General features: G+C 63.8%; 25 protein-coding genes and 1 pseudogene. 14 read left to right on the top strand and 12 right to left on the bottom strand.

The features are described from left to right. Positions 1–5: 5 nt before the first annotated feature. Both catA and QSV36_RS14845 read left to right on the top strand, forming a co-directional pair. Positions 6–941, top strand: coding sequence for a catechol 1,2-dioxygenase (gene catA, locus QSV36_RS14850; protein ID WP_289132717.1), 936 nt, complete (start codon positions 6–8; stop codon positions 939–941). Between the two features lie 119 nt (positions 942–1,060). After that, positions 1,061–1,555 (top strand): GNAT family N-acetyltransferase, encoded by a 495-nt coding sequence (locus QSV36_RS14845; protein ID WP_289132714.1) that lies wholly within the window; start codon positions 1,061–1,063, stop codon positions 1,553–1,555. Positions 1,556–1,582: 27 nt separating this feature from the next. Here QSV36_RS14845 and QSV36_RS14840 read toward each other — a convergent pair whose 3' ends face one another. Further along, on the bottom strand, positions 1,583–2,407 hold the full coding sequence (locus QSV36_RS14840; RefSeq protein ID WP_289132712.1) for an aldo/keto reductase: 825 nt from the start codon (positions 2,405–2,407) through the stop codon (positions 1,583–1,585). 248 nt (positions 2,408–2,655) lie between these two features. Between QSV36_RS14840 and QSV36_RS14835 the strand changes: the two genes are divergently transcribed. Then, a complete protein-coding gene (locus QSV36_RS14835) occupies positions 2,656–3,534 on the top strand; it encodes a DMT family transporter (RefSeq protein WP_289132710.1) in 879 nt (292 codons plus the stop codon). A gap of 18 nt (positions 3,535–3,552) precedes the next feature. On the opposite strand, the gene QSV36_RS14830 is transcribed toward QSV36_RS14835, so the two are convergent. Both QSV36_RS14830 and QSV36_RS14825 read right to left on the bottom strand, forming a co-directional pair. Beyond that, positions 3,553–4,149, bottom strand: coding sequence for an ATPase (locus QSV36_RS14830; protein ID WP_289132706.1), 597 nt, complete (start codon positions 4,147–4,149; stop codon positions 3,553–3,555). 99 nt (positions 4,150–4,248) lie between these two features. Further along, positions 4,249–5,154 (bottom strand): LysR family transcriptional regulator, encoded by a 906-nt coding sequence (locus QSV36_RS14825; RefSeq protein WP_289132704.1) that lies wholly within the window; start codon positions 5,152–5,154, stop codon positions 4,249–4,251. Positions 5,155–5,387: 233 nt separating this feature from the next. Between QSV36_RS14825 and QSV36_RS14820 the strand changes: the two genes are divergently transcribed. Further along, positions 5,388–6,293 carry a LysR substrate-binding domain-containing protein gene (locus QSV36_RS14820; protein ID WP_289132702.1) on the top strand — a complete coding sequence of 302 codons (906 nt, stop codon included), beginning with the start codon at positions 5,388–5,390 and terminating at the stop codon, positions 6,291–6,293. An 89-nt stretch (positions 6,294–6,382) separates the two neighbouring features. Further along, on the top strand, positions 6,383–7,087 hold the full coding sequence (locus tag QSV36_RS14815; RefSeq protein WP_289132700.1) for an SDR family oxidoreductase: 705 nt from the start codon (positions 6,383–6,385) through the stop codon (positions 7,085–7,087). A 7-nt stretch (positions 7,088–7,094) separates the two neighbouring features. Here the strand turns inward: QSV36_RS14815 and QSV36_RS14810 are convergent, their stop codons facing one another. Both QSV36_RS14810 and QSV36_RS14805 read right to left on the bottom strand, forming a co-directional pair. Then, on the bottom strand, positions 7,095–7,493 hold the full coding sequence (locus tag QSV36_RS14810; RefSeq protein ID WP_289132698.1) for a tetratricopeptide repeat protein: 399 nt from the start codon (positions 7,491–7,493) through the stop codon (positions 7,095–7,097). A 187-nt stretch (positions 7,494–7,680) separates the two neighbouring features. Next, entirely contained in the window at positions 7,681–8,139 is a 459-nt protein-coding gene (locus QSV36_RS14805) for a hypothetical protein (protein ID WP_289132696.1), read from the bottom strand. A 322-nt stretch (positions 8,140–8,461) separates the two neighbouring features. Between QSV36_RS14805 and QSV36_RS14800 the strand changes: the two genes are divergently transcribed. After that, positions 8,462–9,490 carry a DUF3592 domain-containing protein gene (locus QSV36_RS14800; protein ID WP_289132695.1) on the top strand — a complete coding sequence of 343 codons (1,029 nt, stop codon included), beginning with the start codon at positions 8,462–8,464 and terminating at the stop codon, positions 9,488–9,490. Between the two features lie 145 nt (positions 9,491–9,635). Then, positions 9,636–10,775, top strand: a complete 1,140-nt coding sequence (locus tag QSV36_RS14795) for a glutathione-independent formaldehyde dehydrogenase (RefSeq protein ID WP_289132693.1) — start codon at positions 9,636–9,638, stop codon at positions 10,773–10,775. Between the two features lie 35 nt (positions 10,776–10,810). On the opposite strand, the gene QSV36_RS14790 is transcribed toward QSV36_RS14795, so the two are convergent. Then, positions 10,811–11,731, bottom strand: a complete 921-nt coding sequence (locus QSV36_RS14790; protein WP_289132692.1) for a LysR family transcriptional regulator — start codon at positions 11,729–11,731, stop codon at positions 10,811–10,813. Positions 11,732–11,824: 93 nt separating this feature from the next. On the opposite strand from QSV36_RS14790, the gene QSV36_RS14785 reads away from it, so the two are divergent. The 5 genes from QSV36_RS14785 to aroE are packed head-to-tail and all read left to right on the top strand — an operon-like array spanning position 11,825 to position 15,663. Further along, positions 11,825–12,772, top strand: coding sequence for a ketopantoate reductase family protein (locus tag QSV36_RS14785; protein WP_289132690.1), 948 nt, complete (start codon positions 11,825–11,827; stop codon positions 12,770–12,772). Next, positions 12,769–13,167, top strand: coding sequence for a VOC family protein (locus tag QSV36_RS14780; protein ID WP_289132689.1), 399 nt, complete (start codon positions 12,769–12,771; stop codon positions 13,165–13,167). The genes QSV36_RS14785 and QSV36_RS14780 overlap by 4 nt, the downstream gene beginning before the upstream one ends. Beyond that, positions 13,164–13,619, top strand: coding sequence for a MaoC family dehydratase (locus QSV36_RS14775; RefSeq protein ID WP_289132688.1), 456 nt, complete (start codon positions 13,164–13,166; stop codon positions 13,617–13,619). Before QSV36_RS14780 ends, QSV36_RS14775 begins: the two co-directional genes overlap by 4 nt. Then, on the top strand, positions 13,616–14,848 hold the full coding sequence (locus QSV36_RS14770; RefSeq protein WP_289132686.1) for a CaiB/BaiF CoA transferase family protein: 1,233 nt from the start codon (positions 13,616–13,618) through the stop codon (positions 14,846–14,848). The genes QSV36_RS14775 and QSV36_RS14770 overlap by 4 nt, the downstream gene beginning before the upstream one ends. Continuing rightward, on the top strand, positions 14,845–15,663 hold the full coding sequence (gene aroE / locus QSV36_RS14765; protein WP_289132684.1) for a shikimate dehydrogenase: 819 nt from the start codon (positions 14,845–14,847) through the stop codon (positions 15,661–15,663). Before QSV36_RS14770 ends, aroE begins: the two co-directional genes overlap by 4 nt. 102 nt (positions 15,664–15,765) lie before the next feature. Here aroE and QSV36_RS14760 read toward each other — a convergent pair whose 3' ends face one another. The 4 genes from QSV36_RS14760 to QSV36_RS14745 are packed head-to-tail and all read right to left on the bottom strand — an operon-like array spanning position 15,766 to position 19,667. After that, a complete protein-coding gene (locus QSV36_RS14760; RefSeq protein WP_289132682.1) occupies positions 15,766–16,488 on the bottom strand; it encodes a proteasome-type protease in 723 nt (240 codons plus the stop codon). A 39-nt stretch (positions 16,489–16,527) separates the two neighbouring features. After that, on the bottom strand, positions 16,528–17,307 hold the full coding sequence (locus QSV36_RS14755; protein ID WP_289132680.1) for a transglutaminase family protein: 780 nt from the start codon (positions 17,305–17,307) through the stop codon (positions 16,528–16,530). Further along, positions 17,304–18,254, bottom strand: a complete 951-nt coding sequence (locus QSV36_RS14750; RefSeq protein WP_289132678.1) for an alpha-E domain-containing protein — start codon at positions 18,252–18,254, stop codon at positions 17,304–17,306. Before QSV36_RS14750 ends, QSV36_RS14755 begins: the two co-directional genes overlap by 4 nt. A gap of 3 nt (positions 18,255–18,257) precedes the next feature. Further along, positions 18,258–19,667: a circularly permuted type 2 ATP-grasp protein gene (locus QSV36_RS14745; protein ID WP_200628006.1), complete on the bottom strand. Its 1,410-nt coding sequence runs from the start codon at positions 19,665–19,667 to the stop codon at positions 18,258–18,260. A 456-nt stretch (positions 19,668–20,123) separates the two neighbouring features. Here QSV36_RS14745 and QSV36_RS14740 point away from each other — a divergent pair. Next, a pseudogene (locus QSV36_RS14740) lies at positions 20,124–20,537 on the top strand (AraC family ligand binding domain-containing protein); the annotation flags it as partial. Positions 20,538–20,564: 27 nt separating this feature from the next. On the opposite strand, the gene QSV36_RS14735 reads toward QSV36_RS14740, so the two are convergent. Next, positions 20,565–20,924, bottom strand: coding sequence for a type 1 glutamine amidotransferase family protein (locus tag QSV36_RS14735; protein ID WP_289132675.1), 360 nt, complete (start codon positions 20,922–20,924; stop codon positions 20,565–20,567). Between QSV36_RS14735 and QSV36_RS14730 the strand changes: the two genes are divergently transcribed. Continuing rightward, positions 20,923–21,924 carry an SLAC1 anion channel family protein gene (locus QSV36_RS14730; RefSeq protein ID WP_289132674.1) on the top strand — a complete coding sequence of 334 codons (1,002 nt, stop codon included), beginning with the start codon at positions 20,923–20,925 and terminating at the stop codon, positions 21,922–21,924. The two genes, QSV36_RS14735 and QSV36_RS14730, sit on opposite strands and share 2 nt — an antisense overlap. Before the next feature lie 409 nt (positions 21,925–22,333). Here QSV36_RS14730 and QSV36_RS14725 read toward each other — a convergent pair. Then, positions 22,334–22,886 (bottom strand): aldehyde dehydrogenase family protein (locus QSV36_RS14725; RefSeq protein WP_289132672.1); only part of this gene is annotated, 553 nt, incomplete at its 5' end.

Raw genomic sequence — 22,886 nt, 5'->3', positions numbered from 1 at the left:
GCACGATGACCACGAAGATTTCCCACACTGCCGATGTTCAAGCGTTCTTCCGCGAGGTGGCCGGCCTGGGCCATGCCGCAGGCAACCCGCGCGTCAAGCAGATCATCCTGCGTGTGTTGCAGGACAGCGCCCGGCTGATCGAGGACCTGGACATCACCGAGGACGAGTTCTGGCATGCCGTCGACTACCTCAACCGCCTGGGTGGCCGCAACGAAGCCGGGCTGCTGGCGGCAGGCCTGGGCCTTGAGCACTTCCTCGATCTGTTGCAGGACGCCAAGGACGCCGAGGCCGGCCTGAGCGGCGGCACCCCGCGTACCATCGAGGGCCCGCTGTATGTGGCGGGCGCGCCGCTGGCGCAGGGCGAAGCGCGCATGGACGACGGCACCGACCCGGGCGTGGTGATGTTCCTTCAGGGCCAGGTGTTCGGTGCCGACGGCAAGCCGCTGGCGGGCGCCACCGTTGACCTGTGGCACGCCAACACCCAGGGCACTTATTCCTACTTTGACTCCAGCCAGTCCGAATACAACCTGCGTCGGCGCATCGTCACCGATGCCGAGGGCCGCTACCGTGCCCGTTCCATCGTGCCGTCGGGGTATGGCTGCGACCCGCAGGGGCCGACCCAGGAATGCCTCGACCTGCTCGGCCGCCACGGCCAGCGCCCGGCGCATGTGCACTTCTTCATTTCGGCGCCCGGGCACCGTCATTTGACCACGCAGATCAACTTTGCCGGTGACCAGTACCTGTGGGATGACTTTGCCTATGCCACCCGCGACGGGTTGGTCGGTGAGCTGCGCTTTGTCGAGGATGCTGCGCAAGCCCGCGACCGCGGAGTACAGGGCGAGCGCTTTGCCGAGCTGGCCTTCGACTTCCACCTGCAGGCGGCCAAGGCCCCGGCAGCCGAGGCGCGCAGCCATCGCCCGCGGGCACTGCAAAGCAACTGAGCCCTGCAGCGCGCCTGCAGTGTGTTTTTTGCCTGGGCCATTCCGTGCGGGGAGGGCCCGGGCTTTTTATTGCCCGGGGCGAGTAAACTGGCATCCGTCCTTTATCCGAGCCCCGCACCATGCTGCCCATCGAACTGCTGGCCACCACCGCTGACCAGGCCCCGCTGATCCGCAACCTGTACCAGTTCTACGCCTACGAGTCCTCCGACTGGGAGCAGGAAGACGTCGAGGTGGATGGCCGCTTCTACATCCATGACGCGCACCTGCAACGCTACTGGCAGGCCGATGGCTGGGGCGCCTACCTGGTGCTGGCAGACGGTTTCATCGCCGGCTTCGTGCTGGTGGAGCGCAGCGAGTTGCCAGGCATCCAGGCGTTCGAGCTGGCTGACCTGTTCATTCTGAAAAAATACCGCCGGCAGGGCATCGGCCGGGCGGTAGCGTTGCAGTTTCTGGGCGGCGAGGGCGATTGGCTGTTGCGTTGTTACGCCCAGGATGCCCCGGCGGTGGCGTTCTGCAACGCCGTGCTGGCCGGGCTGTCGCGCCCGGCGCAAGCAATTGCCGTGGAGGACGAGCCGGATCTGCTCAGTTTCCTGGTGAGCGGCGCCCGACATTAGCCGTATCGGCCAGGTGCGGGTACTCGCTCAGCTGTCCCAGTCCGGCGCAAACGCCGGGCTGACCAATCGTTGGTCCTTCGGCAGGCTGGCAATCGCCAAACGGTCCTGGTCATCCAGCTGCACGTTCAGAGCTGCCAGGTTGGCCAGCTGGTTATCGCGGCTGCTCGCCTTGGGGATTACCGCTACGCCGTCCTGATCCAGCAACCATTTCAGCGCCACCTGGCTGGGCAGCACGCCATGCTTGTCGGCGATCGTCTGGATCACCGGCTGTGCCGCTGCCTGGCCGCGGGCCAGCGGGGTGTAGGCGGTGAGCAGCAGGTCGTGGCGGCGGGCGTAGTCCAGCAGTGCTGGCTGGCCGAGCAGCACGTGGTACTCGACCTGGATCGCCGACAGCGGCGCACCCAGGGTTTCCACCACCTGGCGCAGCAGCCCCAGCGGGAAGTTGGCCACGCCGATGCTGCGTGCCTTGCCCTCGTCACGCAGTGCTACCAGGGTTTCGATGCTGCGCGCCAGGTCCCAGTCCTGGCCCGGCCAGTGGATATGGAACAGGTCGACCTGCTCGGTGCCGAGGGCGCGCAGGCTGTCTTCCAGCGACTGGCGCATGGCCTTGGGGGCCAGGCGGTCCCACCACACCTTGGTGGTCAGGTGGATCTGCTCGCGTGGCACCTCGCTGTCGCGCAGGGCCTGGCCGACGGCGGCTTCATTGGCGTAGGCGGTGGCGGTGTCGATGTGTCGGTAACCGAGTTCAAGTGCCTGGCGCACGGCCTGGGTGCACTCGGTGCCGGTCATTGGCCAGGTGCCCAGGCCAATCGCAGGCAGGTTCAGGCCGTTACGGGTAGTGAGCCTTTGCATGTAGATTCCTTGTCGACTGCGGGGGATCGCAGTCGATGGTCAGCGATCAGCACGGCACGGGCCATGCGTGCGGGGCGAAAAGTGGTCGATCAGCGAACAGAAACTGCAATCGGCCGGGGCAAGCGGCGACGGAACTTCCTTATGCTGCGGCATCTCTTCTAGAATTCCAGCTGTTGCATCCGCCGGGCCATGCCTGCGCGGGCCTTCCCCCGGGCGCCGCACCCAGCCGCGCCGTCATCGAGAGTGCCATGAGTTCCAGCACACCGCTGTCCGGAGTCAACCAACCCCTGCGCGGCATTGCCCTGGTGGTGGTGGCGACGTTCCTGTTCGCCAGTCACGATGCCCTGTCCAAATTCCTTGGCGGCCTGTACCCGATCATCATGGTGGTGTGGGCGCGGTATGTGGTGCACACGCTGCTGATGGCCGGCATTTTCCTGCCCAAGGCCGGGCTCAACGTGTTGCGCACGCGCCGCCCGCTGTTGCAGACCTTGCGTGCGTTGAGCCTGCTGAGTACCAGCCTGCTGTTCACCAGCGGCCTGCAGTACCTGCCGTTGGCCGAGGCGACTGCGGTCAACTTCCTCGCCCCGGTGCTGGTCACTGCGCTGTCGGCGCCGTTGCTCAAGGAGCGGGTCACGCTGGGGCAGTGGCTTGCGGTGGTGATGGGCTTCATCGGCGTGCTGGTGGTGGTGCACCCGGGAGGGGCGATGTTCACCCCCGCCATCCTGTACCCGTTCGGTTCGGCGCTGGGCTTCTGCTTCTATCAATTGCTCACACGCATCCTGGCGGCGCATGACAGCCCGACCACCAGCAACTTCTATGCGGGGTTGTGCAATACCTTGGCGATGAGCGCGCTGGTGCCGTTCTTCTGGGAAATGCCACGTTGGGACCACGCATTGCTGATGCTGGCGCTGGGCGGCTTCGGCATGACCGCGCACTTGCTGTTGACCCAGGCTTTCCGCCATGCCGCGCCGGCCTTGCTGGCGCCGTTCAGCTATTGCCAGATCGTGTTTGCCGGGCTGCTGGGCCTGGTGGCGTACAGCCAGGTACCGGATACCCTGAGCCTGGTCGGTATCGCGGTGATCTGCCTGAGTGGGCTGGGTGCGGCGTGGATGCAGCGGGGCAAGTAGCATCCCGCGATTGCGCCGTCACACCCGTCGCTTCATCAGCACTTGCAACGAATCGTCAAAGTCGCGCAAGGCATCGGCCTGCACCGCGCGTTCATCCTCGGCCACCCGCGCCACATCGCCCAGGCGCTTGTGCGCCCGCCCTTCGGCGCGGCCGATGTAGGTCAGCTGGTCGTCGAAGAAGCGCGCCACCACCCGGCTTTCGATCTCGGCACTGGCCAGGCGGCTTTCGGTATCGAGCAGCACGATGACATCCGGGTGGTCGCCCAGCAGCGTGTCCAGGTCATCATAGAAGGTCACTTCGGCGAACTGCTGCGCCAGCGAGCGTGCCAGCCAGTCGTACGCCTGGCTCTCGCTGTTCAGGGTCGCTACCGGAATGCGCTGGCCCCGGGCCGGGGTGGCGGCCTGGGCTTGATGGCTGCCGAGGTATTCAAGGGTGGCCTCGGCGTCCCGCCCCAGCAGCACCGCCACCCGCTGGCCGGGGGCCAGGGCGACCCCGGAAATAGCGGTGGCCGCATAGAAGTGCCCGTAGGGTTGTGTGTCGGTGCTGGCCGGGCTGGCACAGCCACCAAGGGCGGCCAGCAAGGCGAGCAGGGCAGCGATCATGCCGGTTTTCATGGGAGGCCTCATCCATCGGTGAATGCCGCTATCTTCCGCCCGAGCCAGGCGCAGCGGAACTCGATGGCATTCATGGTGGCTATCGATGAGGTCGATGGTTTACCGCGCCGCCATGAACTGCAGGATGCGCTCGCGCAGCCAGCGCTCGGCCGGGTCGTTGTCCTGGGCACCGCTCCAGACCATCGACAGCTCGGCCTCGGTGATGTCGAACGGCGCCGGGTCGGCGCGCAGGCTGCCATCGTCGGCCAAGGCACAGGCGGCATAGTCCGGCACCGTGGCGATCAGCTCTGTATTGCGCAGCAAGGCGCGCAGGCTGCCGAACTGCGGCACCGCCAGCACCACCTTGCGGCAGCGGCCGATGCGCGCCAGGTCGAGGTCGATGTTGCCGCTCATGTCCCCCGAGAATGACACCATCACGTGCGGGCGTGCGCAGTATTCGTCGAGGGTCAGCGGGCCCGGGCGGTCGTCGGCGCGCAATACCCGCACGCCGATGTCGCGCAGCTTGCGGCGTTTGGCGGTGGCCGGCAGGTCGGTGGTGTAGCTCACCCCGACCGAAATCTCGCCGCTGGACAGCAGCCCCGGCATCAGCAGGAAGTTGGCCCGCCGCACCACCACGCTGATGTTCGGGGCCTCTTCGCGCAGAGCCTGGAGCAAGGCCGGGAACAGCCCGAACTCGGCATCGTCCGACAACCCCAGGCGGAACACGTTGCAACTGCTGGTCGGGTCGAACTCGCGGGCGCGGCTGATGGCGGCGGAGATCACATCCATGGCCGGCCCCAGCTCGGCGAAGATCTGCATGGCCCTTGGCGTGGGCTCCATGGCCCGGCCGTTGCGGATCAGCAGCGGGTCGTCGAACAGCTCGCGCAGGCGCGCCAGCGCGGCACTGACCGTGGGCTGGGTGATGAACAGCTTTTCGCCGACGCGGGTCAGGTTGCGTTCGATCATCAGGGCTTCGAACAACACCAGCAGGTTCATGTCGACGCGGCGCAGGTCGTTGCGGTTCATGGGGCTCGGGTTCCGGAACAGAGGGGTTGGCGCTGTAGTGAAGCACGCTACAGGGCGATGTGCCTTGTAGGGATGTGCGCAGCGTTGGTGGATTCTGCCAGCATGTGCGTCGGGCTTTAAGCATACGCAGCTGTGAACCGTCGTTGCAGGGCAGTGCAGGCGCCAGGGCGTCGACTTTCTTGGCCGACAAGGTTAGCCTCCCGCAATGCTCAGCCGATAGAAAAACCATCGCCATGCCTGCAGGTTACCCCGGATTGCCTTCGCTCAATGCGCTACGCGTGTTCGAAGTGGTGGCGCGTCACTTGAACTTCCGTCTGGCGGCCGAGGAGCTTGGCGTGACCCAGGCGGCGGTTGCCCAGCAGGTGCGCGGGCTGGAGGCCAGCCTGGAGGTGCGCCTGTTCGAGCGCCTGCCACGCGGCCTTGGCCTGACCGATGCCGGGCACGCCTACAGCACCAGCATACGCAGCGCCCTGGCGATGATCGACGAAGCCACGCGGCTGTTGCGCCCGGCGCCGTCCCAGCTCACCGTCAGCGTGACGCCAACCTTTGCCTCGAAATGGCTGATCCCCAGGCTCGGGCACTTTGCCGAGCGCCACCCCGAGATTGACCTGCGGGTGCTGGCGACTGATCGGCTTTCCCATTTTCATACCGACGGCGTGGACCTGGCCGTACGTTATGGCCAGCCGCCATTTGCGCCGGGGCTGAACGCCGAATTGCTAATGGCCCCCGCTGTGATCGCCGTGGCCAGCCCGGGGTTACTGGCCGAAATGGGGCGACCCGGGGATTTCGGCGCCCTGCAGCGTTATGTGGCGCTACACGACGCGCACAACTTCTGGCCGCAGTTCCACGCCGCAGTGTTCCCCGGCCATCCGCCGCCCAGCGCGCGCACCGTGCGCTTCAACCAGACTTCGCTGGCCATCGAGGCCGCGATTGGCGGGCAGGGTATTACCCTGGCCAGCCAGGCCTTTGTCAGCGACGACATTGCCGCCGGCCGCCTGGTGCAAGTGTTCCCGCAGCAATTGCAGCTGGACAAGGCGTTCTATCTGGTATGGCCACGCAAAAGGCAGCCGTCTGCGACCCTGCAGATCGTCAGGGCGTGGCTAAAGGCGCAGGCGCACGATAGAAAATCTATCGTCTAGGCGAAGCCGGGCTGCCTCCCTCGCTGCCAGCGTGGCTGCTAGTGTGAATGCACTTGCAAACACAGCGCTGGATTAGCGAAGGAGGCAACATGTCTGAAGCAAAAGTGGCCATCATCACCGCCGGTGGCAGCGGCATGGGCGCCGCAGCGGCACGCCGCCTGGCCGCCGACGGTTTCAAGGTCGGTATCCTGTCGTCATCAGGCAAGGGCGAAGCGCTGGCCTCTGAACTGGGCGGTATCGGCGTTACCGGCAGCAACCAGTCGGTTGCCGACCTGCAGCGCCTGGTCGATGCCGTGGTCGGGCAGTGGGGGCGCGTCGACGTGCTGGTCAACAGTGCCGGCCACGGGCCACGCGCGCCGATCCTGGAGATCAGCGACGAAGACTGGCACAAGGGCATGGACACCTACCTGCTCAATGTCATCCGCCCGGCGCGCCTGGTGACGCCGATCATGCAGCGGCAGAAGGGCGGGACCATCATCAACATCTCCAGCGCCTGGGCCTTCGAACCCAACGAGATGTTCCCCACCTCGGCGGTGTTCCGTTCGGGGCTGGCTGCGTTCAGCAAGATTTTCGCCGACACCTACGCGGCCGACAACGTGCGCATCAACAACGTTCTGCCTGGCTGGATCGACAGCCTGCCTGCCACCGAGCAGCGCCGCGACAGCGTACCGCTCAAGCGCTATGGCTCCAGCGAGGAAATTGCCGCGACCATCGCCTTCCTGGCCAGCGAAGGGGCCGCCTACATCACCGGGCAGAACATCAGGGTCGATGGTGGCCTGACGCGGAGTGTCTAGGCCGCCGTCAGTGCGCCGCGGTCGGCAGCATGCCTGAGCGCCGGGCGTTGTGCGCGGCCTCTATCAGTTGCAGGTTGCGACTGCGTAACGCGTGGTTGGCGCCGACTCGCAGGTTGGAGCGCAGCGCCAGGGTTTCAGCCTGTTCGTATTGCCCTTGCTGAAGGCGCAGCACGCCCAGGTAGTGCAAGGTTGCCGGGTTGTTCGGCTGGATGTGCAACGCGCGCTCCAGGGTGGCCGCTGCCTGGTCCAGCTGGCCTTCGGCATACTGCTGCGAAGCCGTTTCTATCAGCACGGTCGAAGCATTGTTGCTACGTGCCGGTGCGGAGCGCTCGCCGGCCAGTGCAGTGGGTGCCGTCATGGCGCTGAACAACAACAGCAAGGTCGACAGAGAAAGTGTATTGGGCATCGGCGGTGGTCTCGACACGGCCTTGGCGGTTGTGCGAGCCGTGCAGCGAGGGAAATGTTGTCGGGGGAGGAAATAATGGCGTTGGTCGGGTGGTTCAGGGCTTGAGATTCATCTGCACGCTTCAGCAGCTGGTTGCTGCTGAAGCGTGCAGGCTTTCAGCGGTGCCCGACGAAGTCGCTGCTACGGTTCAGCGATCGTTCTTCGAAGCGTTTCGCGCCGCGCCGCTCAGCCCTTTGGTGTTGTGGTCACCCGGGGTCGTGGCGGAGATCGCCGTCGATTTCGCCAGGCCGCGGGTGTCCTTGGAATGGGCAACACCGGAGGTGGTAGTACCGTGGCCGTTGTCGCTGTTGCGCGAGCTGCCGTAGTGGTTGCCGCTCAAGCCATGGTCGCGCGTGGCCTTGCCGGCGTGATCATCGCTGAGGCCCATGCCATTGCCAGTGTGGCTACCTTTGCCAGCGCCTTGACCACCGCCCAGCCCGCCGCCGTGGCCGGCACCGCCGCCATGACCGCTGCCACCACCGTGGCCACCACCCCCGCCGCCGCCTTTGGCATACGCCGAGGCAATCGGTGAAACATCGGCTGGTAACAAGGCAGTTGCGCCGAACGCAAAGGCACAGGTAAAGAGGGCTACCAGGGTTTTTCTCATGTTTGTTCGCCTCCAGAAGGCGCTGGGGTACTTGGTAGCCACTACGACATTGGGTTCGGTTTCGAGTTCCGCTGACCCGACAGATTGCGTATGGGTCCAATCCCTGAGCATCACCTGCCCAGGATCCCTTTTCGGCCACGCGCCAGCCAAAAAAGCAAGCGTAAAGGCGGGCTGATCGGCAGGCGTGCAGAGGCCGGAAGTTGCATGGCAATAAAGTTTCGATGAACTAACCTCAGTTCAGCTGCCCATCGCCCGCCGGCGCAACTTGCTGCCGAACTGCCTTTGCCGATAGAACTCCATCTCCCGGTGGCCAAGGAGTCTTATGAAGATCTTGTTGCTGAGGGCGGTCCTGTTCGTTGTGCTGTTTTTCTTTGCCTTTATCTGCCTGCTTGCAGCGCTTGATGCTCACAAGAAAGGGGAACAGGTCAAGACCTGGTGGAAGTTGAACGCGACTGTTGCCACTGTTTCCATCGCTGAGGAGTTGCGCAGCAAGGGTATGACCTATTGCCCTTCGGTCAACGTGACCTTCGAGTTGAACGGGCAACAGCACACGTCCCCGCTCGAAGTATCGAGTTCCCCCTGCGGGACTAGCCTGGCGTCGGTCGAAAGGTCAATTGCAACGTTCAGGCAAGGCAAGGTAATCGGCATTCTTGTCGACCCTGCAAAGCCGGACAGCGTCAAGCCAGGGACCTTCTCGCTGGATGGGGTCTTTTACTTCTGCATTATCATGGGTGCGCTCGGCGCTGTCGGCGCTGTCGCTGTACTGCGGTGGCGTCGCAGTAAACCGGTCAGGCCAACGCCTGAAAAACACCTTTCACCTGTAGCGATGAGCAAGAAAGAGATTCAGAAAAGCGTTCGCAAGTTACTCGATGCTGGCACGGCAAAGTCGCAAGTGTTCGCACAGCTTTCCGGCCAGGGTGTAAAAGACAGCCAGTTAGCCTACTTCATCGCTTCGTATGCGGATCCAGTTCGTTGCGATGAACACGATCGTAAAGTCAATGTTCTTATCACGATAATGCTCGTCCAGGCATTGCTTGGCCTTATTGCAGGGCTGCAAGGGGGTGCCCAAATCGGGTCAACAGCCAAGTGGGTCGTGGCTGCGTCCAGTCTCTTGATCCCCTTGCTTCTGGTATGGGGCTTCTACCACCACCGGGCTGGCGCCTATAACGCGTACATTCTTCTCGCACTGGTGCAGCTTCCGAAATCGCTTGCAGGGTTTGCATCCGACCCGGCAACCACCACTGTCGTGATGGCCATCAGTATCGTTCTGCTGGCTTTTGTCTGGTACGTCCGGGGCAAGATCTTCCCGGATTTCGCCTTCGTCGGGCCCAGGAAAGTCAACGGCAAGTAATTGTTCACCGGCTGACCCACCGCCGGCGCGCTGGTGATTAGCGCCACTGATCCGGCTTGTCACACACAGGCTGAACACCGAGGGCAAAGCCATTACCCCAACAGTGTAGGGCGCCTTTCGTGCCCCTGACATTCGGGAGTTCAGTATGAAAGCTATCGTCTATAACGGCCCGCGTGACGTCGCCGTCAAGGATGTGCCGGACGCAAGAATCGAAAAGCCCACTGACGTGCTGGTGCGCATCACCACCAGCAATATCTGCGGCTCCGACCTGCACATGTATGAGGGCCGCACCTCGTTCGAAGCCGGGCGTGTGTTCGGCCATGAGAACCTTGGCGAAGTGATCGAGGTGGGCGCCGGGGTCGACCGGGTCAAGGTCGGTGACCGTGTCTGCCTGCCCTTCAATATCGGCTGCGGGTTCTGCGAGAACTGCGAAAAAGGCCTGACCGGATTCTGCCTCACGGCCAACCCGGGGACCGCCGGCGCCGCCTACGGCTTTGCCGACATGGGGCCCTATCAAGGTGGCCAGGCAGAGTTGTTGCGTGTGCCTTACGCCGATTTCAACTGCCTGGTGCTGCCGGAGGACGCCCAGGAGCGCGAAGACGACTACGTCATGCTCGCGGATATCTTTCCCACTGGCTGGCATGCAACGGAGCTGGCCGGTCTGCAACCGGGCGAAAGTATCGCGATCTATGGCGCCGGGCCTGTCGGGCTGATGGCGGCGTACTCGGCAATCATCAAGGGCGCCTCGCAGGTGTTCGTGGTAGACAACCAGCCAGATCGGCTGCAGCTTGCCGCGCAACTTGGGGCAACGCCGATCAACGCCGTCGAGCACAAGGCCGTGGAAGAAATCATGAACCTGACCCACGGCAGAGGCACCGACCGGGGCTGCGAATGCGTGGGCTATCAGTGCTGCAACAGGCATGGCCATGAAGTGAACTACCTGACCATGAACAACCTGGTTGCCTCGACCAAGGCTACCGGTGGCATCGGTGTAGTAGGGGTGTTCGTGCCAGAAGACCCGGGGGCGAAGAACGACCTGGCGAAGGAGGGCAAGATGGCCTTCGATTTCGGCGCGTTCTGGTTCAAGGGCCAACATATCCGCACCGGCCAGGCGAACGTCAAGGCCTATAACCGGCGCCTTGCAGCGCTCATTCATCACGGGCGTGCCAAGCCTTCCCAGATCATCTCCCATCGCCTGACGCTTGCCGAAGGCCCCGATGCCTACAAGCATTTCGACGCGCGCGATGATGGCTGGACCAAGGTAGTGCTCAAGCCTGCTGCCTGATCCATGTTGCCCGGCCTCCACGGACGGAAGCAGGGTCAGCGATGCTGACTGCCTGCGCCCTGGAACAACCCCCGGATCACCTCCCTCATCCAGCGATTGCCGCTGTCCTGCTGGTACCGGGCGTGCCAATGCTGCTTGACCGTGAAGCCTTCTACCGCAAACGGGCAATCGTGCACCTGCAAAGCATGCATGGCGGCCAGCGTCTGGCCGATATGACGCGGCAGCGTGGCCACCAGGTCGGTCGAGCCGACGATCATGCCCAGGCCGAGAAACCCCGGCAGTTCCAGCATGATCCTGCGTTCGATGCCGGCCCGCGCCAGGCCGGCCTCGAGCAACTTCTGCCCGGTCCCGGCACTGACCTGCACATGCCCTTCGGCCTGGTATTGCGCCACGCTGATGCCTTGGCCCAGGCGCGGGTGGTGCGGGTTGCTCAGGCAGACCCAGTCCTGTTCGAACAACACCTGCTGGTACATGCCCGCGCCCAGCCACGGTACGAAGCCGATGGCCAGGTCCGCTTCGCCCGATTCCAGGGCACTTTCGGTATTGCCATCGATGCGTGCCGCCTCCAGGCGAATCCCTGGCGCATGGCTGCGCAGGTGGTTGAGGATGCTGGGAAGCAAGGTGATATGGCTGGCATCGCTGACGCACAGGCGAAAGCGCCGCTGCGCCGTGGCCGGATCGAATTGTGGTGCCCAGGTGGTCAGGCGCCGCAGCGATTCCAGCACTTCGCGGCAGGGCCCGATCAACTGGTCAGCCCGCGGGGTAGGGGCCATGCCGCCGGGGGTGCGCACGAACAGTGGGTCGTTCAGTTCTTCGCGCAAGCGGCCCAGCCAGATACTCACGGTCGGTTGGCTCTGGCCCAGCTGTTCTGCCGTACGGGTCACGCTGCGGCACTGGTACAGCACATCGAACAGCTGCAGCAGCTTGGGATCGGGCAGGGTGTCGAGTGCGTTCATTATTGTAAAACTCAATACCGGTATTGAAGGCATTGTATAGCGCAAATAAGCCCTGCTGCATAAGGTAGTCGCAAACCACAGGAGGTCTGCGACGTGAAAATCTGCATTCTGGGCGCCGGCGCGCTGGGTTGCGCCATGGGTGCAACCTTGAGCGAGGCGGGGCATGAAACCTGGTTGTTGAACCGTGGCCGCGCACATGTCGAGGCGATGCAGCGGCACGGGTTAAAGGTGCAGGACGAGCGCGGCGTGCGCCAGGTACAGGTGAATGCGGCCTGCGCCGCCGAAGACGTCGGTGTGGCCGACCTGGTGGTGGTGCTGGTCAAGTCGTTCCACACCCGCGAGGCGATCGCCGGTGCTGCCGCGCTGATCGGGCCGCAGACGCTGGTGCTGTCGCTGCAGAACGGGCTCGGCCACGAAGACCTGCTGGCCGAGGCCGTGGGCGCGCAGCGGGTACTGGCCGGCAAGACCTACGTCGGCGGCGTGCTGCTGGGGCCGGGCTCGATTCGTGCCGGAGTGGCCGGCAAGCAGACCTTCATCGGCGAACTCGATGGCAGGCTCACCCCACGGGTGCAGGCCATTGCCGAAGTATTCAACGGCGCCGGGCTCGCCACCACGGTCAGCGACAACATTCTCGGCACCATGTGGGACAAGCTGCTGGTCAACGTCGCCACGGGTGCCCTCAGCGGCATTACCCGGCTCAGCTATGGCCAGCTGTACAGCGAGCCGCTGCTGGAAAGCACCGCCAAGGCTGCGGTGGCCGAAGCCATCGCCGTCGCCGAACGTGCCGGTATCCGCCTGAGCCTTGCCGACCCGGACGCCGCCTGGCGGCTGGCCGCCGAAGGCCTGCCGGCGAGCTTCCGCACCTCGATGCTGCAGAGCCTGGAAAAGGGCTCGGTCAGCGAAATCGATTTCATCAACGGCTCCGTCGTGCGCTGGGGCCAGCGCCACGGCGTGGCTACGCCGGTCAACGCGACCCTGGTGGCTTGCATCAAAGGTATCGAGCGCGCCATGGCCGATCAGCAGAAAGGGAGTCATTCATGAGCCAGCCGAAAGCCTACCTCGAACACGTGGCGTTCTGGGTGCGCGACATTCACTGGCACATCCGCTTTTTCAGCGAGGTGTGTGGCATGACCATGCGCGAGGTCCAGGGCGACGTCGAGCAGCCTGCGCAATATTGGACCCTCGGCGGCCTGCAGTTCATCCACCAGCCGGACTTCACCGGCCCGGAAGGGCGCCTGGCGCACCTGGGCATCATGTGCGAGGACCTGGAGGCCGCGCTGGCAGCCGCCCAGCGTTTTGGCGTCAGTGAAATGCCCCAGGGCCGCAACTGGCTGCGCCTGCCCGACGGCCTGGCCGTCGAATTCATCCAGGCACGGCCGGCGCAATGCGTCGCCCAGGCGCTGGCCATCGACCCGCGTGCGGAGGTACAGGCATGAGCGTGGTGGAAAGATACTGGGACGATGCCCGTGAAGGCGACGAATGCATCAGCCCCAGCTACACCGTGACCCGCGAACGCATCCTGGCCTACGCCGACCTCACCGGTGACCACACCCCGGTGCATGTCGACGAGGCGTATGCCAACGCCAGCCACTTCGGCTGCCTGGTTGCCCATGGCCTGTTCGGCTTGTCGATCGCCGACGGCCTGAAGACCCAGTGCGAGTACCGCTTCGTACCGGGCATGTCGCTGGGCTGGACCTGGGACTTCGTACTGCCGATCAAGGTCGACGATGTGCTGCACGTGCGCATGCGCGTGGGGGCGATGCGCCCGAGCAACAGCCGCCCGGGCTGGGGCATCGTGGTCTTGCCATCGGAACTGATCAACCAGCACGGCGAAGTCGTGCAACGGGGCGAGCACCGGCTGATGGTGCCGCGGAGGGCGCAGGCATGAGCCAGGCACTGCCCTTGGCGGGTATCCGCGTCATCGACTACAGCCACTTCCTGGCCGGGCCCTACGTGGGCCGCTGCCTGGCCGCGCTGGGGGCTGAGGTGATCAAGGTCGAGCGGCCTGGCAGCGGCGATGCCGGCCGCCAGCACGCGTTCACCCTGGACGATCAGCAGAGCGGTTACTTCCTGCAGCTGAACATGGGCAAGCAGGGCGTCAGCGTGAACATGAAGGACCCACGCGGCAAGGCGTTCATGCAGCGCCTGACCGACTCGGCCGATGTGTTCATCGAAAACTACCGCCCCGGTGCCCTGGACAAACTGGGCCTGGGCTATGCCGAGCTGGCGGCGCGCAACCCACGCCTGGTGTACTGCTCGATCTCCGCCTACGGCCACACCGGGCCGGATGCCCACCGCGCGGGCTTCGGCCTGATCGCCGAAGCCAAGAGCGGGATCATGCAGATGGTCGGCGTGCCGGGCGAAGCGCCGCCGTTGCTGCGCATTTCCCTGGGCGACATGTACACCGGCATCCATGCCGTGGCGGCGATCAATGCGGCGCTGCTGGGCCGGGTCAGCAGTGGCCGTGGCCAGCACATCGACATGGCCCTGTATGACGCGCTGGTGTCGATGCATGAATACGCAGTGCAGTGCTACACGTTGTCCGCCGGCAGCGTGCTTCCCGAACAGACTGGCCACGACATGCCGACCTCCACCTTGTACGGTGTATTCCGCGCCGCCGATGGCGACCTGGTGATCGCCGCCCAGGTCGACGATGCCTGGAAGCGTTTTGCCGCGATGCTCGAAACCAACGGCGGCCCGACCGGGTTCGGCAGCGATAGCCGCTACCACAGCCTGAACGGTCGCAACAGTCACCGCCAGGCGATCCTTGCCGTGGTCCGCGACTGGGTCGGCGCACGTCGGGTCGCAGATATCCTGCAACTGCTCGATGCGGCCGACATCCCCAGCGCCAAGGTGCAGCGCATCGACGAAGTGCTGGCCGACCCGCAGATCCAGGCGCGAGGCATGCTGCTGGAGCAGCAGCACCCGCGTTACGGCACCTTGCGCCTGCCGAACCTGCCGTTCCGCTTTTCCGACTGCGATACCACGATCCGCCAGGTGGCCCCGGACCTGGGGCAGCACAATGCCGAAGTGGCCGCCGGGCTTGGCTTCAGCCCTGAAGAAATCACCGACATGCAGGCAGACGGTGTGCTGTTCACCCACGGAGATGCACCATGAACGACCGCTATGCAGTGATCGGCCGGCCGATCAACCACACCAAGTCGCCCTTGATCCATGGGCTGTTTGCCGAGACCACCAGCCAATCCCTGGTGTACGAGGCCATCGAGGGCGAGCTTGCGGGTTTCGAGGCCCAGGTGTTGCAGTTCCGCAGTGAGGGCGGCCTGGGCATGAACATCACTGCGCCGTTCAAGCTGCGCGCATTCGAGCTGGCCGACCAGCGCAGCGAGCGCGCACAGCTGGCGGGGGCGGCCAATGCGCTGAAGTTCGAGGATGGCCGGATCTACGCCGAGAACTTCGATGGCATTGGCTTGTTGCGCGATATCGAAGAAAACCTGGGTGAGCCGTTGGCCAACCGTCGGCTGCTGCTGCTCGGCGCCGGTGGCGCGGTGCGCGGGGCGTTGCTGCCGTTCCTGCAGGCCGGGCCGCGCGAGCTGGTGCTGGCCAACCGCGACATGGCCAAGGCACTGACCTTGCGCAATGAACTGGACCACCCGCGCCTGCGCATAAGCCGCTATGAGGAACTGCAGGGGCAGGCATTCGATATCGTGGTCAACGCCACCTCCGCGAGCCTCAGCGGTGAGCTGCCACCGCTGCCGGACGATGTGCTGGGCAAGACACGGCTGGCGTACGAGTTGGCCTATGGCAAAGGCCTGACGCCGTTCCTGCGCATGGCCCAGGGGCAAGGTGTGGCGCGTCTGGCCGACGGTGTCGGTATGCTGGTGGAGCAGGCGGCGGAGGCCTTTGCCTGGTGGCGCGGGGTGCGCCCGGAAACCCGGGCGGTAATCGACCGCCTGACCATTCCCCTGGCATAGCTCCTGAGCGGCTTCAGCCGTGATCACGGGCGCAGGTGGTGCAGCCACCGCGTCGCCTGTTTCGCGGATAAATCCGCTCCTACCGATCGGCAGCATGGCCATTCAGCCATAGGGCGGCGCGGGCAGCTCGGCCAACAGCCGTTTCAAACCGTCGCTCCACTGCCTGCGGATCTGCTGGTAGTAAGCATCGTCGCTGGTAATCCGTTGCCGTTGCGGCGCTTCCAGGCTGTCCTTGTGATACACCAACAGGTCCAGCGGCATGCCCACCGACAGGTTGCTGCGAATGGTCGAGTCGAACGAGATCAGGCCGCAGCGCAAGGCTTCATCGAGCGGCGTGTGGTAGCCCAGGTTGCGGTCCAGAATCGGTCGGCCGTACTTGCTTTCGCCCAGTTGCAGGAACGGCGTATCCGCTGTGGCCTGGAAGAAATTGCCCTGCGCGTAGACGTTGTAGATGGCCATCGGGTCGCCGGCAATCTGGCCGCCGACGATGAACGAACTGCTCAGGTCGATGCCGGCCGACAACTTGCTGCGATCGCGGCTGACCACTTCGCGCACGGTGTCGGCCACCAGCACCGTCGCATCGTACAGCGTGGCCACGTTCAGCAGGTGGGTGCCGGGGCCGCGGGTGCGCTGGCGCAGCAGGTTCACCACCGACTGCGAGGTCGCCAGGTTGCCGGCGGTCTGCAGCACGACCAGGCGTTCGCCCGGCACGCCGAACACGAACAGCTTGGCAAAGCTGGCGATCTGGTCAATGCCTGCATTGGTGCGTGAATCGCTGATGAAGACGAGCCCGTCCGCCAGGTGCATGGCGACACAGTAGGTCATGCTGTTTCCCTTGTTTTTTCGGAAATGGGGCAGCGCCTGTCACTGGCGGTGCACATGGACGCTGGCCTGCAGCGATTCGGCGCCGCCACCACGGCGCACGCCCCTGACCGGGCAGGCATCGAGGTAGTCCAGGCCCACGGCCAGCTTCAGGTGACGCTCCGGCCGGGTCAGGCGGTTGGTGATGTCGAAGCTGTACCAGGCGCCGTCGACCCAGGCTTCGGCCCAGGCATGGCTGGCCAGGTGCTGCTCGTCTTCGGTGCACAGGTAACCGGAGACGTAGCGCGCCGGTATCCCCAGGCTGCGCGCGCAGGCGAGGAAGGCGTGGGTGTGGTCCTGGCAGACCCCGGCAGCGCCGCTGAACGCTTCGATGGCGGTGGTGCCCACCGACGTTGCGCCCGGGCTGTAGGGCATGTGCTCGGCCAGCCCGTGCATCAGCCCGACCAGTGCCGCGCGGTCGCGGTGCTCGCCGCAGTGGCGGTTGGCGAAGGCCTTGAGCGTGTCATCGGCCTGGGTCAGGTGGCTGCCGCGCAGGAACGGCAGCGGCGACTGCTCGCCGGCCTCCTGCTCGCGTTCCGGGTCGATCTCCACCTGGCCGCTGGCGGTCAGGGCCAGGTGGCCGTGGGGTTTGTCCAGGGTCAGCACGTGCAGGATGTTGCCATACGGGTCGATCTGGCCTTTGGCCTCGCAGGGCAGTTCCAGCTGCCATTGGTCGATGCGCTGACGCTCGCTGCTGCGCGGCGTCAGGCGCAGGAACTGAATGCTGTTGCATACGTCGCTGGCATAGCTGTAGGTGGTGTCGTGGCGAATGGACAGTTTCATACGACCTCCAGATAGGAGTGGTGGACCGCCTGGCCCAATTGGTAGATGCGCCCGACGAAGTCGCTCAGCCACGGGTGCAAGCCGGCTTCGAGGATCTCGTCGATGGCGGTGTAGCGCAGGCGCGCATTGAGTTCAGCGGCCATGCGCTGGGCGGCGCGGCGGTTGCTGCCGGGCAGGCTGGCAAGGATCTGGTCCAGTTCCTCGATGCAGGCGTGCAGCGAGCGAGGCACGTCCACCCGCAGCAACAGCAGTTCGGAAACCGGCCGGGCGCTGGGCGCGGCCCGATACAGCTCGTTGAAGGCTTCGTACGAGGTCAGTGCGCGCAGCAAGGCACTCCACTGGTAATAGCCGCGGGCCGAGTCGTCGCTGACTTCTTCGGAGGCCTCGCCAAACATTTCGTAGCGGGCATCGAGCAGGCGCAGGGTGTTGTCCGCCCGCTCCAGGAACGTCCCCAGGCGGATGAAGCTGTAGGCATCGTTACGCATGATGGTGCCTGAGGTTGCCCCACGGAACAGGTGCGAGCGTTCCTTGACCCAGTCGCAGAACTGGCTGATGCCATAACGGCCAAGGCCATTGCCGGCAATGTTGCGCATCTCGATCCAGGTCGCGTTGATGTTCTCCCACATGTCGGCAGTAATGCGGCCACGCACCGCGTGGGCATTGGTCCTGGCCGCCTGCAGGCAGCAATAGATGCTGCTGGGGTTGGTCGCGTCGAGGGCGAAGAAGTGCAGCATGCGCTCGCTGTCGAGCTCGCCGTGGCGGCGGCGGTAGTCGTCCAGCGTCCCCGATGCCAGCAGCGACATGGCCAGCTCGGCATGGCCGTCACTGCGCCCGGCCTGGGGCATCAGTGACAGCGAATAACTGACCTCGAGCATGCGCGCCAGGTTTTCCGCGCGCTCCAGGTAGCGGGACATCCAGTACAGGTCGGAAGCGGTTCTTGAAAGCATGGTTCAGTCCTCCACCACCCAGGTGTCCTTGGTCCCGCCGCCCTGCGACGAGTTGACCACCAGCGAGCCTTCCTGCAAGGCCACGCGGGTCAGGCCGCCTGGCACCAGGCGGGTTTCACTGCCGGACAGCACGAACGGGCGCAGGTCGATGTGGCGCGGCGCGATGCCGCTGTCGACGAAGGTCGGGCAGGTGGACAGGCACAGGGTGGGCTGGGCGATATAAGCGTGCGGGCGGGCCTTGATGCGGGCACGGAAGTCTTCGATCTGGGCGCTGGTCGATGCCGGCCCGACCAGCATGCCGTAGCCACCGGAGCCCTGGGTTTCCTTGACCACCAGTTCGGGCAGGTGGGCCAGGACATGCGACAGGTCGGCCGGCCTGCGGCATTGCCAGGTGGGTACATTGTTCAGTATCGGCTCTTCGCTCAGGTAGAAGCGGATCATGTCGTCGACATAGGGGTAGATCGACTTGTCGTCGGCGACCCCGGTGCCCACGGCGTTGGCCAGCACCACATTGCCGGCGCGGTACACCGAGATCAGGCCCGGCACGCCCAGCATCGAGTCAGGGTTGAACGACAGCGGGTCGAGGTAATCGTCGTCCAGGCGGCGGTAGATCACGTCGACTTGCTGCGGGCCGGCGGTGGTGCGCATGTAGACATGCTCGTCGCGGATGAACAAGTCGGCGCCCTCGACCAGCTCGATGCCCATTTCCCGGGCCAGGAAGGCATGTTCGAAATAGGCGCTGTTGAAGCGGCCGGGGGTCAGCAGCACGGCGGTGGGGTTGTCCAGCGGGCTGGCGCTCTTGAGCGTGTCCAGCAGCAGGTTGGGGTAGTGGTCGATCGGGGCGATACGCTGGGCGGCGAACAGCTCGGGGAACAGCCGCATCATCATCTTGCGGTCTTCGAGCATGTAGCTGACCCCGCTGGGGGTGCGCAGGTTGTCTTCCAGCACGAAGTAGCTGCCATCGCCATCGCGGACCAGGTCGACGCCGGCGATATGCGCATACAGGCCACGGTGCAGCCCGAGACCCTGCATGGCGATCTGGTAGCCCTCGTTGGCCAGCACTTGCTCTGGCGGGATGATGCCGGCCTTGAGGATGCGCTGGTCGTGGTAGATATCCTCGAGGAACAGGTTCAGGGCCTGCACGCGCTGGATACAGCCGCGCTCCACCATCCGCCATTCGCTGGCGCGAATGCTGCGCGGGATGATGTCGAAGGGGATCAGGCGCTCGGTGTCCTGTTCGTCACCGTACAAGGTGAAGGTGATACCGGCGCGGTGGAACAGCAGGTCGGCTTCGCGTCGACGTTGCTCCAGCAACTCCTGCGGGGTGTTGGCCAACCAGCGGGCGAACTCCTGGTAATGCGGGCGGCAACTGCCGTTCGTTTCGTACATTTCATTGAAAAATGCCCGGGACATACCCACTCCTTGCCGCCGTTGCCGGCAGCTTCATTGCGGTCATCTACAAATTTCTCGGTGCAGCCTTGCTGGGGTAGGTGGGTCCTGTGTCTGTCGTGAGCCTCTGCTTCGTTCGAGCAAGTACGTCTTGCGCGCAACAAGCCTTTGCAATGAAGGTGCCGAAAGCCCGGCGCAGCGCGGGAGTGCTGGTGAACAAGCGGCAACCCTTTGAATCAGGGGGAATTTCCTGTGCTGCTAACAGTTGCGTAGCGCACGTTTGAGATCGGGCTGTGTGCAGGGCTGGCGGCGGGCATGCATCAAAAAAGCGCGTTCTGCACCTGGCTGCAGGTTTTGACCCGAGTTGGTGCTTGGCGATCCCGATGGCCACCATCGGTAAAAAGATGGACTGGGTGCCTGCTGCTTTCTGAAATAGGATGGCGCACAGCCACTGGATGGCGGCGTCGCGGCAGGGCATTGATGAAAGCACATGCAGAGCGGTCGGCCTCCTCCGATTGGGTCATCCGCAGCGCCATGCCAGGCGGCGTGGAGCGCATCGAAGCGTGGTTCGGCGGCCCTGGCTACGACCCGCATCGTCACGATAGCTACTCGATCGGCCGTACCCTGGCCGGGGTGCAGAGCGTTCACTACAAAGGGGCGCTGCGCCACGCTGTGCCTGGCAACACGCTGGTGTTGCCCCCTGACGAAGTGCATGACGGCATGGCGGGCACCGAAAGGGGCTTTCGCTACCGCATGGCCTACATCGACCCGGCGTGGATTCAGAACATGCTGGGCGGCGAGCCGTTACCTTTCATCGCTGGCGGATTGTCCTTTGACCCACGCCTGTACAGCGCCAGCGAGGCCTTTGTGCAGGGGTTGGATCATCCTCTGGAAACAGGATTTTAGCGGCCTCCTTTTACATCACATTGAAGAAAATCGTTTTCGATAGTCAGTCGGACCGACCCCGAGACGACGCGTGAAGGCTCTTCTGAAACCATCGGTCAATCCGCTTGAGCCTTTGATCATGCCTTTTTCGGTGCCGATCACTTCGACTCGGTAGGCCCGTGGGTTGCCCAATTGCTTGGCTGCTTCGGCGAAGACATCAGCCGGACCGACCACATCCAGCAGTTGCACGCGAGGGAAGGCAAGGAAGGCGATGCGCATGATGTCTGTCCTCGTCGAATCATTGGCTGAAAATGTCGTAATGCTAACGTTTAAGCCAATACTTGTTTGGCTGAAAAGAGCCTCAACAGCATATTCAGTCAAACGGGAGACTGCCATGAACGCTGCATCCACACCCAACTTTACTGGGGCTCAATCTGTAACCACCAGCACGACTTCCATCAAAAACTTGCCCATCAATTTGTTTGGCTCAGTCATGGGACTGGCTGGCCTGAGTCTGGCCTGGCGCTTGAGTGGCCAGTACTTTGCTATCGGCGGTGAGCTGGGTGAGGCGATAGGAGCGTTTGCCGGTCTGGTATTTGTTCTGCTGACCCTGGGCTACCTGACTAAATGGTTCAAACATCCCGAAGCGGTACGGGGCGAATTTAATCACCCGGTTGCCAGCAACTTTTTCGGCACTGTCACCATCGCGTTGTTGTTGCTTTCCGCTGTGGTGGCGCCTTACAGCCCGCTGGTCGGCGAAGCATTGTGGGTAGTGGGCAGCGTACTGACCGTATTGCTCGCCGTGCTGGTGATTTCGCGCCTGCTGTCGGGCGCGCAGGACACGTTGAATGCAGTGCCGGTCTGGTTAATCCCGGGCGTTGCGACCCTTGATATCGCGGTCACCGGCGCGCACATGCCGATGGTTTGGGCTGCCGAATTCAATCTGTTTGCACTGGCCGTGGGTGCGGTGCTGGCATTGGTTTTCTACACCCGGATCTTCTCGCGCCTTGTCCATCAGGCTCCCCTGGCCAAAGGCATGGTGCCTTCGCTGATGGTCCTGATTGCCCCGTTTGAAGTCGGTTTCCTGGCGTACACCAATGTGTTTGGCGAGATCGACCGGTTTTCCAGCGTGCTGTTCTACTTCGGCCTGTTCCTGTTCGTGGTGCTGAGCTTCAAAGTATTCCGTCGCGATGTGCCTTTTGCTCCTTCGTGGTGGGCAATCAGCTTTCCCATCGCGGCCCTGAGCAATGCTGCACTGAAATACGCACATGCCCAGAACAACACTGTGCTGATGGCTATCGCCGTACTGATCTTGCTGTTCCTCACCGTGGCAGTGAGCGTGCTGACTGTGAAAACACTGTCCAGCCTGGTGCGTGGCAAACTGTTAGCCAACTGACGTTTCTCCGTTTACCTCCCCTTTGGCGAGCCCTCTGTGGCTCGCCTTTTTTCTAATCGCCGGTCTACACTGGTGGGCCTAATCAGGTCGAATCAACTTTCATTTTTTATGAGAAAGGGAAGTAGTCGATGATCGTTTTCAAATGTCAGCAGCGATGCGTACTTTAAACAGAAAGCTGCGTGTCGATTTCTGTCTGTAACAACGGGCAGCTAAGGGCCGATAGCAGTCAGTTGCGAATGTCTGCTATCGACCCATAGCTGCCGTTCGCTAGAGGCGGCTATGGGCCAAAACCGGACGCTCAAAGGTATCTGTGGATGCAGAGGCGATTCAATGTTCACGTGAGGCTCAGAACGGGTTCAACACTCCTTTTCACGACTCGACAATCGAGGCCGCTTCGCGGCCCGTGAAATCACAGCTTGACCCAGGTCGCCTTTAGCTCGGTGTACTTCTCCAGTGCGTGCAGCGACTTGTCACGGCCATTGCCCGACTGCTTGAAGCCACCGAACGGTGCGGTCATGTCGCCGCCGTCGTACTGGTTGACCCAGACGCTGCCAGCGCGCACGGCACGGGCGGTCTTGTGGGCCTTGGAAATGTCCGACGTCCAGATGCCAGCGGCTAGGCCGTATGGCGTGTCGTTGGCAATGGCGATGGCCTCTTCGGCGGTGTCGAAGGCAATCACCGACAGCACCGGGCCGAAGATTTCTTCCTGGGCAATGCGCATGGCATTGGTCACGCCGTCGAAGATGGTCGGCTCGACATAGGTGCCGCCGGTCTCTTCCAGGGTGCGCTTGCCGCCAGCCAGCAGCTTGGCGCCGTCCTTGTGACCAGCCTCGATGTACGACAGCACAGTGTTCATCTGCTGGGTATCGACCAGGGCACCGACAGTGGTCTGTGGATCCAGCGGGTTACCCGGTTTCCAGCCTTTCAGGGCCTCGACCACCATGGGCAGGAACTTGTCCTTG

The sequence above is a fragment of the Pseudomonas sp. BCRC 81390 genome (assembly GCF_030341915.1).
Taxonomy (GTDB): Bacteria; Pseudomonadota; Gammaproteobacteria; order Pseudomonadales; family Pseudomonadaceae; genus Aquipseudomonas.
Note: the sequence above shows the minus strand (reverse complement) of the source record. Positions and strands in the feature narration are given on the sequence as shown.

What these genes read in the sequence shown, in the direction of transcription:
- QSV36_RS14845 (WP_289132714.1), top strand. Translation starts at nt 1,061, where the DNA reads ATGCTGCCCATCGAACTGCTGGCCACCACCGCTGACCAGGCCCCGCTG.
- QSV36_RS14750 (WP_289132678.1), bottom strand. Translation starts at nt 18,254, where the DNA reads ATGCTTTCAAGAACCGCTTCCGACCTGTACTGGATGTCCCGCTACCTG.
- QSV36_RS14775 (WP_289132688.1), top strand. Translation starts at nt 13,164, where the DNA reads ATGAGCGTGGTGGAAAGATACTGGGACGATGCCCGTGAAGGCGACGAA.
- QSV36_RS14770 (WP_289132686.1), top strand. Translation starts at nt 13,616, where the DNA reads ATGAGCCAGGCACTGCCCTTGGCGGGTATCCGCGTCATCGACTACAGC.
- QSV36_RS14780 (WP_289132689.1), top strand. Translation starts at nt 12,769, where the DNA reads ATGAGCCAGCCGAAAGCCTACCTCGAACACGTGGCGTTCTGGGTGCGC.
- QSV36_RS14760 (WP_289132682.1), bottom strand. Translation starts at nt 16,488, where the DNA reads ATGACCTACTGTGTCGCCATGCACCTGGCGGACGGGCTCGTCTTCATC.
- QSV36_RS14830 (WP_289132706.1), bottom strand. Translation starts at nt 4,149, where the DNA reads ATGAAAACCGGCATGATCGCTGCCCTGCTCGCCTTGCTGGCCGCCCTT.
- QSV36_RS14745 (WP_200628006.1), bottom strand. Translation starts at nt 19,667, where the DNA reads ATGTCCCGGGCATTTTTCAATGAAATGTACGAAACGAACGGCAGTTGC.
- QSV36_RS14820 (WP_289132702.1), top strand. Translation starts at nt 5,388, where the DNA reads ATGCCTGCAGGTTACCCCGGATTGCCTTCGCTCAATGCGCTACGCGTG.
- QSV36_RS14735 (WP_289132675.1), bottom strand. Translation starts at nt 20,924, where the DNA reads ATGGCAGTCTCCCGTTTGACTGAATATGCTGTTGAGGCTCTTTTCAGC.
- QSV36_RS14805 (WP_289132696.1), bottom strand. Translation starts at nt 8,139, where the DNA reads ATGAGAAAAACCCTGGTAGCCCTCTTTACCTGTGCCTTTGCGTTCGGC.
- QSV36_RS14755 (WP_289132680.1), bottom strand. Translation starts at nt 17,307, where the DNA reads ATGAAACTGTCCATTCGCCACGACACCACCTACAGCTATGCCAGCGAC.
- QSV36_RS14825 (WP_289132704.1), bottom strand. Translation starts at nt 5,154, where the DNA reads ATGAACCGCAACGACCTGCGCCGCGTCGACATGAACCTGCTGGTGTTG.
- QSV36_RS14795 (WP_289132693.1), top strand. Translation starts at nt 9,636, where the DNA reads ATGAAAGCTATCGTCTATAACGGCCCGCGTGACGTCGCCGTCAAGGAT.
- aroE (WP_289132684.1), top strand. Translation starts at nt 14,845, where the DNA reads ATGAACGACCGCTATGCAGTGATCGGCCGGCCGATCAACCACACCAAG.
- catA (WP_289132717.1), top strand. Translation starts at nt 6, where the DNA reads ATGACCACGAAGATTTCCCACACTGCCGATGTTCAAGCGTTCTTCCGC.
- QSV36_RS14835 (WP_289132710.1), top strand. Translation starts at nt 2,656, where the DNA reads ATGAGTTCCAGCACACCGCTGTCCGGAGTCAACCAACCCCTGCGCGGC.
- QSV36_RS14730 (WP_289132674.1), top strand. Translation starts at nt 20,923, where the DNA reads ATGAACGCTGCATCCACACCCAACTTTACTGGGGCTCAATCTGTAACC.
- QSV36_RS14800 (WP_289132695.1), top strand. Translation starts at nt 8,462, where the DNA reads ATGAAGATCTTGTTGCTGAGGGCGGTCCTGTTCGTTGTGCTGTTTTTC.
- QSV36_RS14790 (WP_289132692.1), bottom strand. Translation starts at nt 11,731, where the DNA reads ATGAACGCACTCGACACCCTGCCCGATCCCAAGCTGCTGCAGCTGTTC.
- QSV36_RS14810 (WP_289132698.1), bottom strand. Translation starts at nt 7,493, where the DNA reads ATGCCCAATACACTTTCTCTGTCGACCTTGCTGTTGTTGTTCAGCGCC.
- QSV36_RS14815 (WP_289132700.1), top strand. Translation starts at nt 6,383, where the DNA reads ATGTCTGAAGCAAAAGTGGCCATCATCACCGCCGGTGGCAGCGGCATG.
- QSV36_RS14840 (WP_289132712.1), bottom strand. Translation starts at nt 2,407, where the DNA reads ATGCAAAGGCTCACTACCCGTAACGGCCTGAACCTGCCTGCGATTGGC.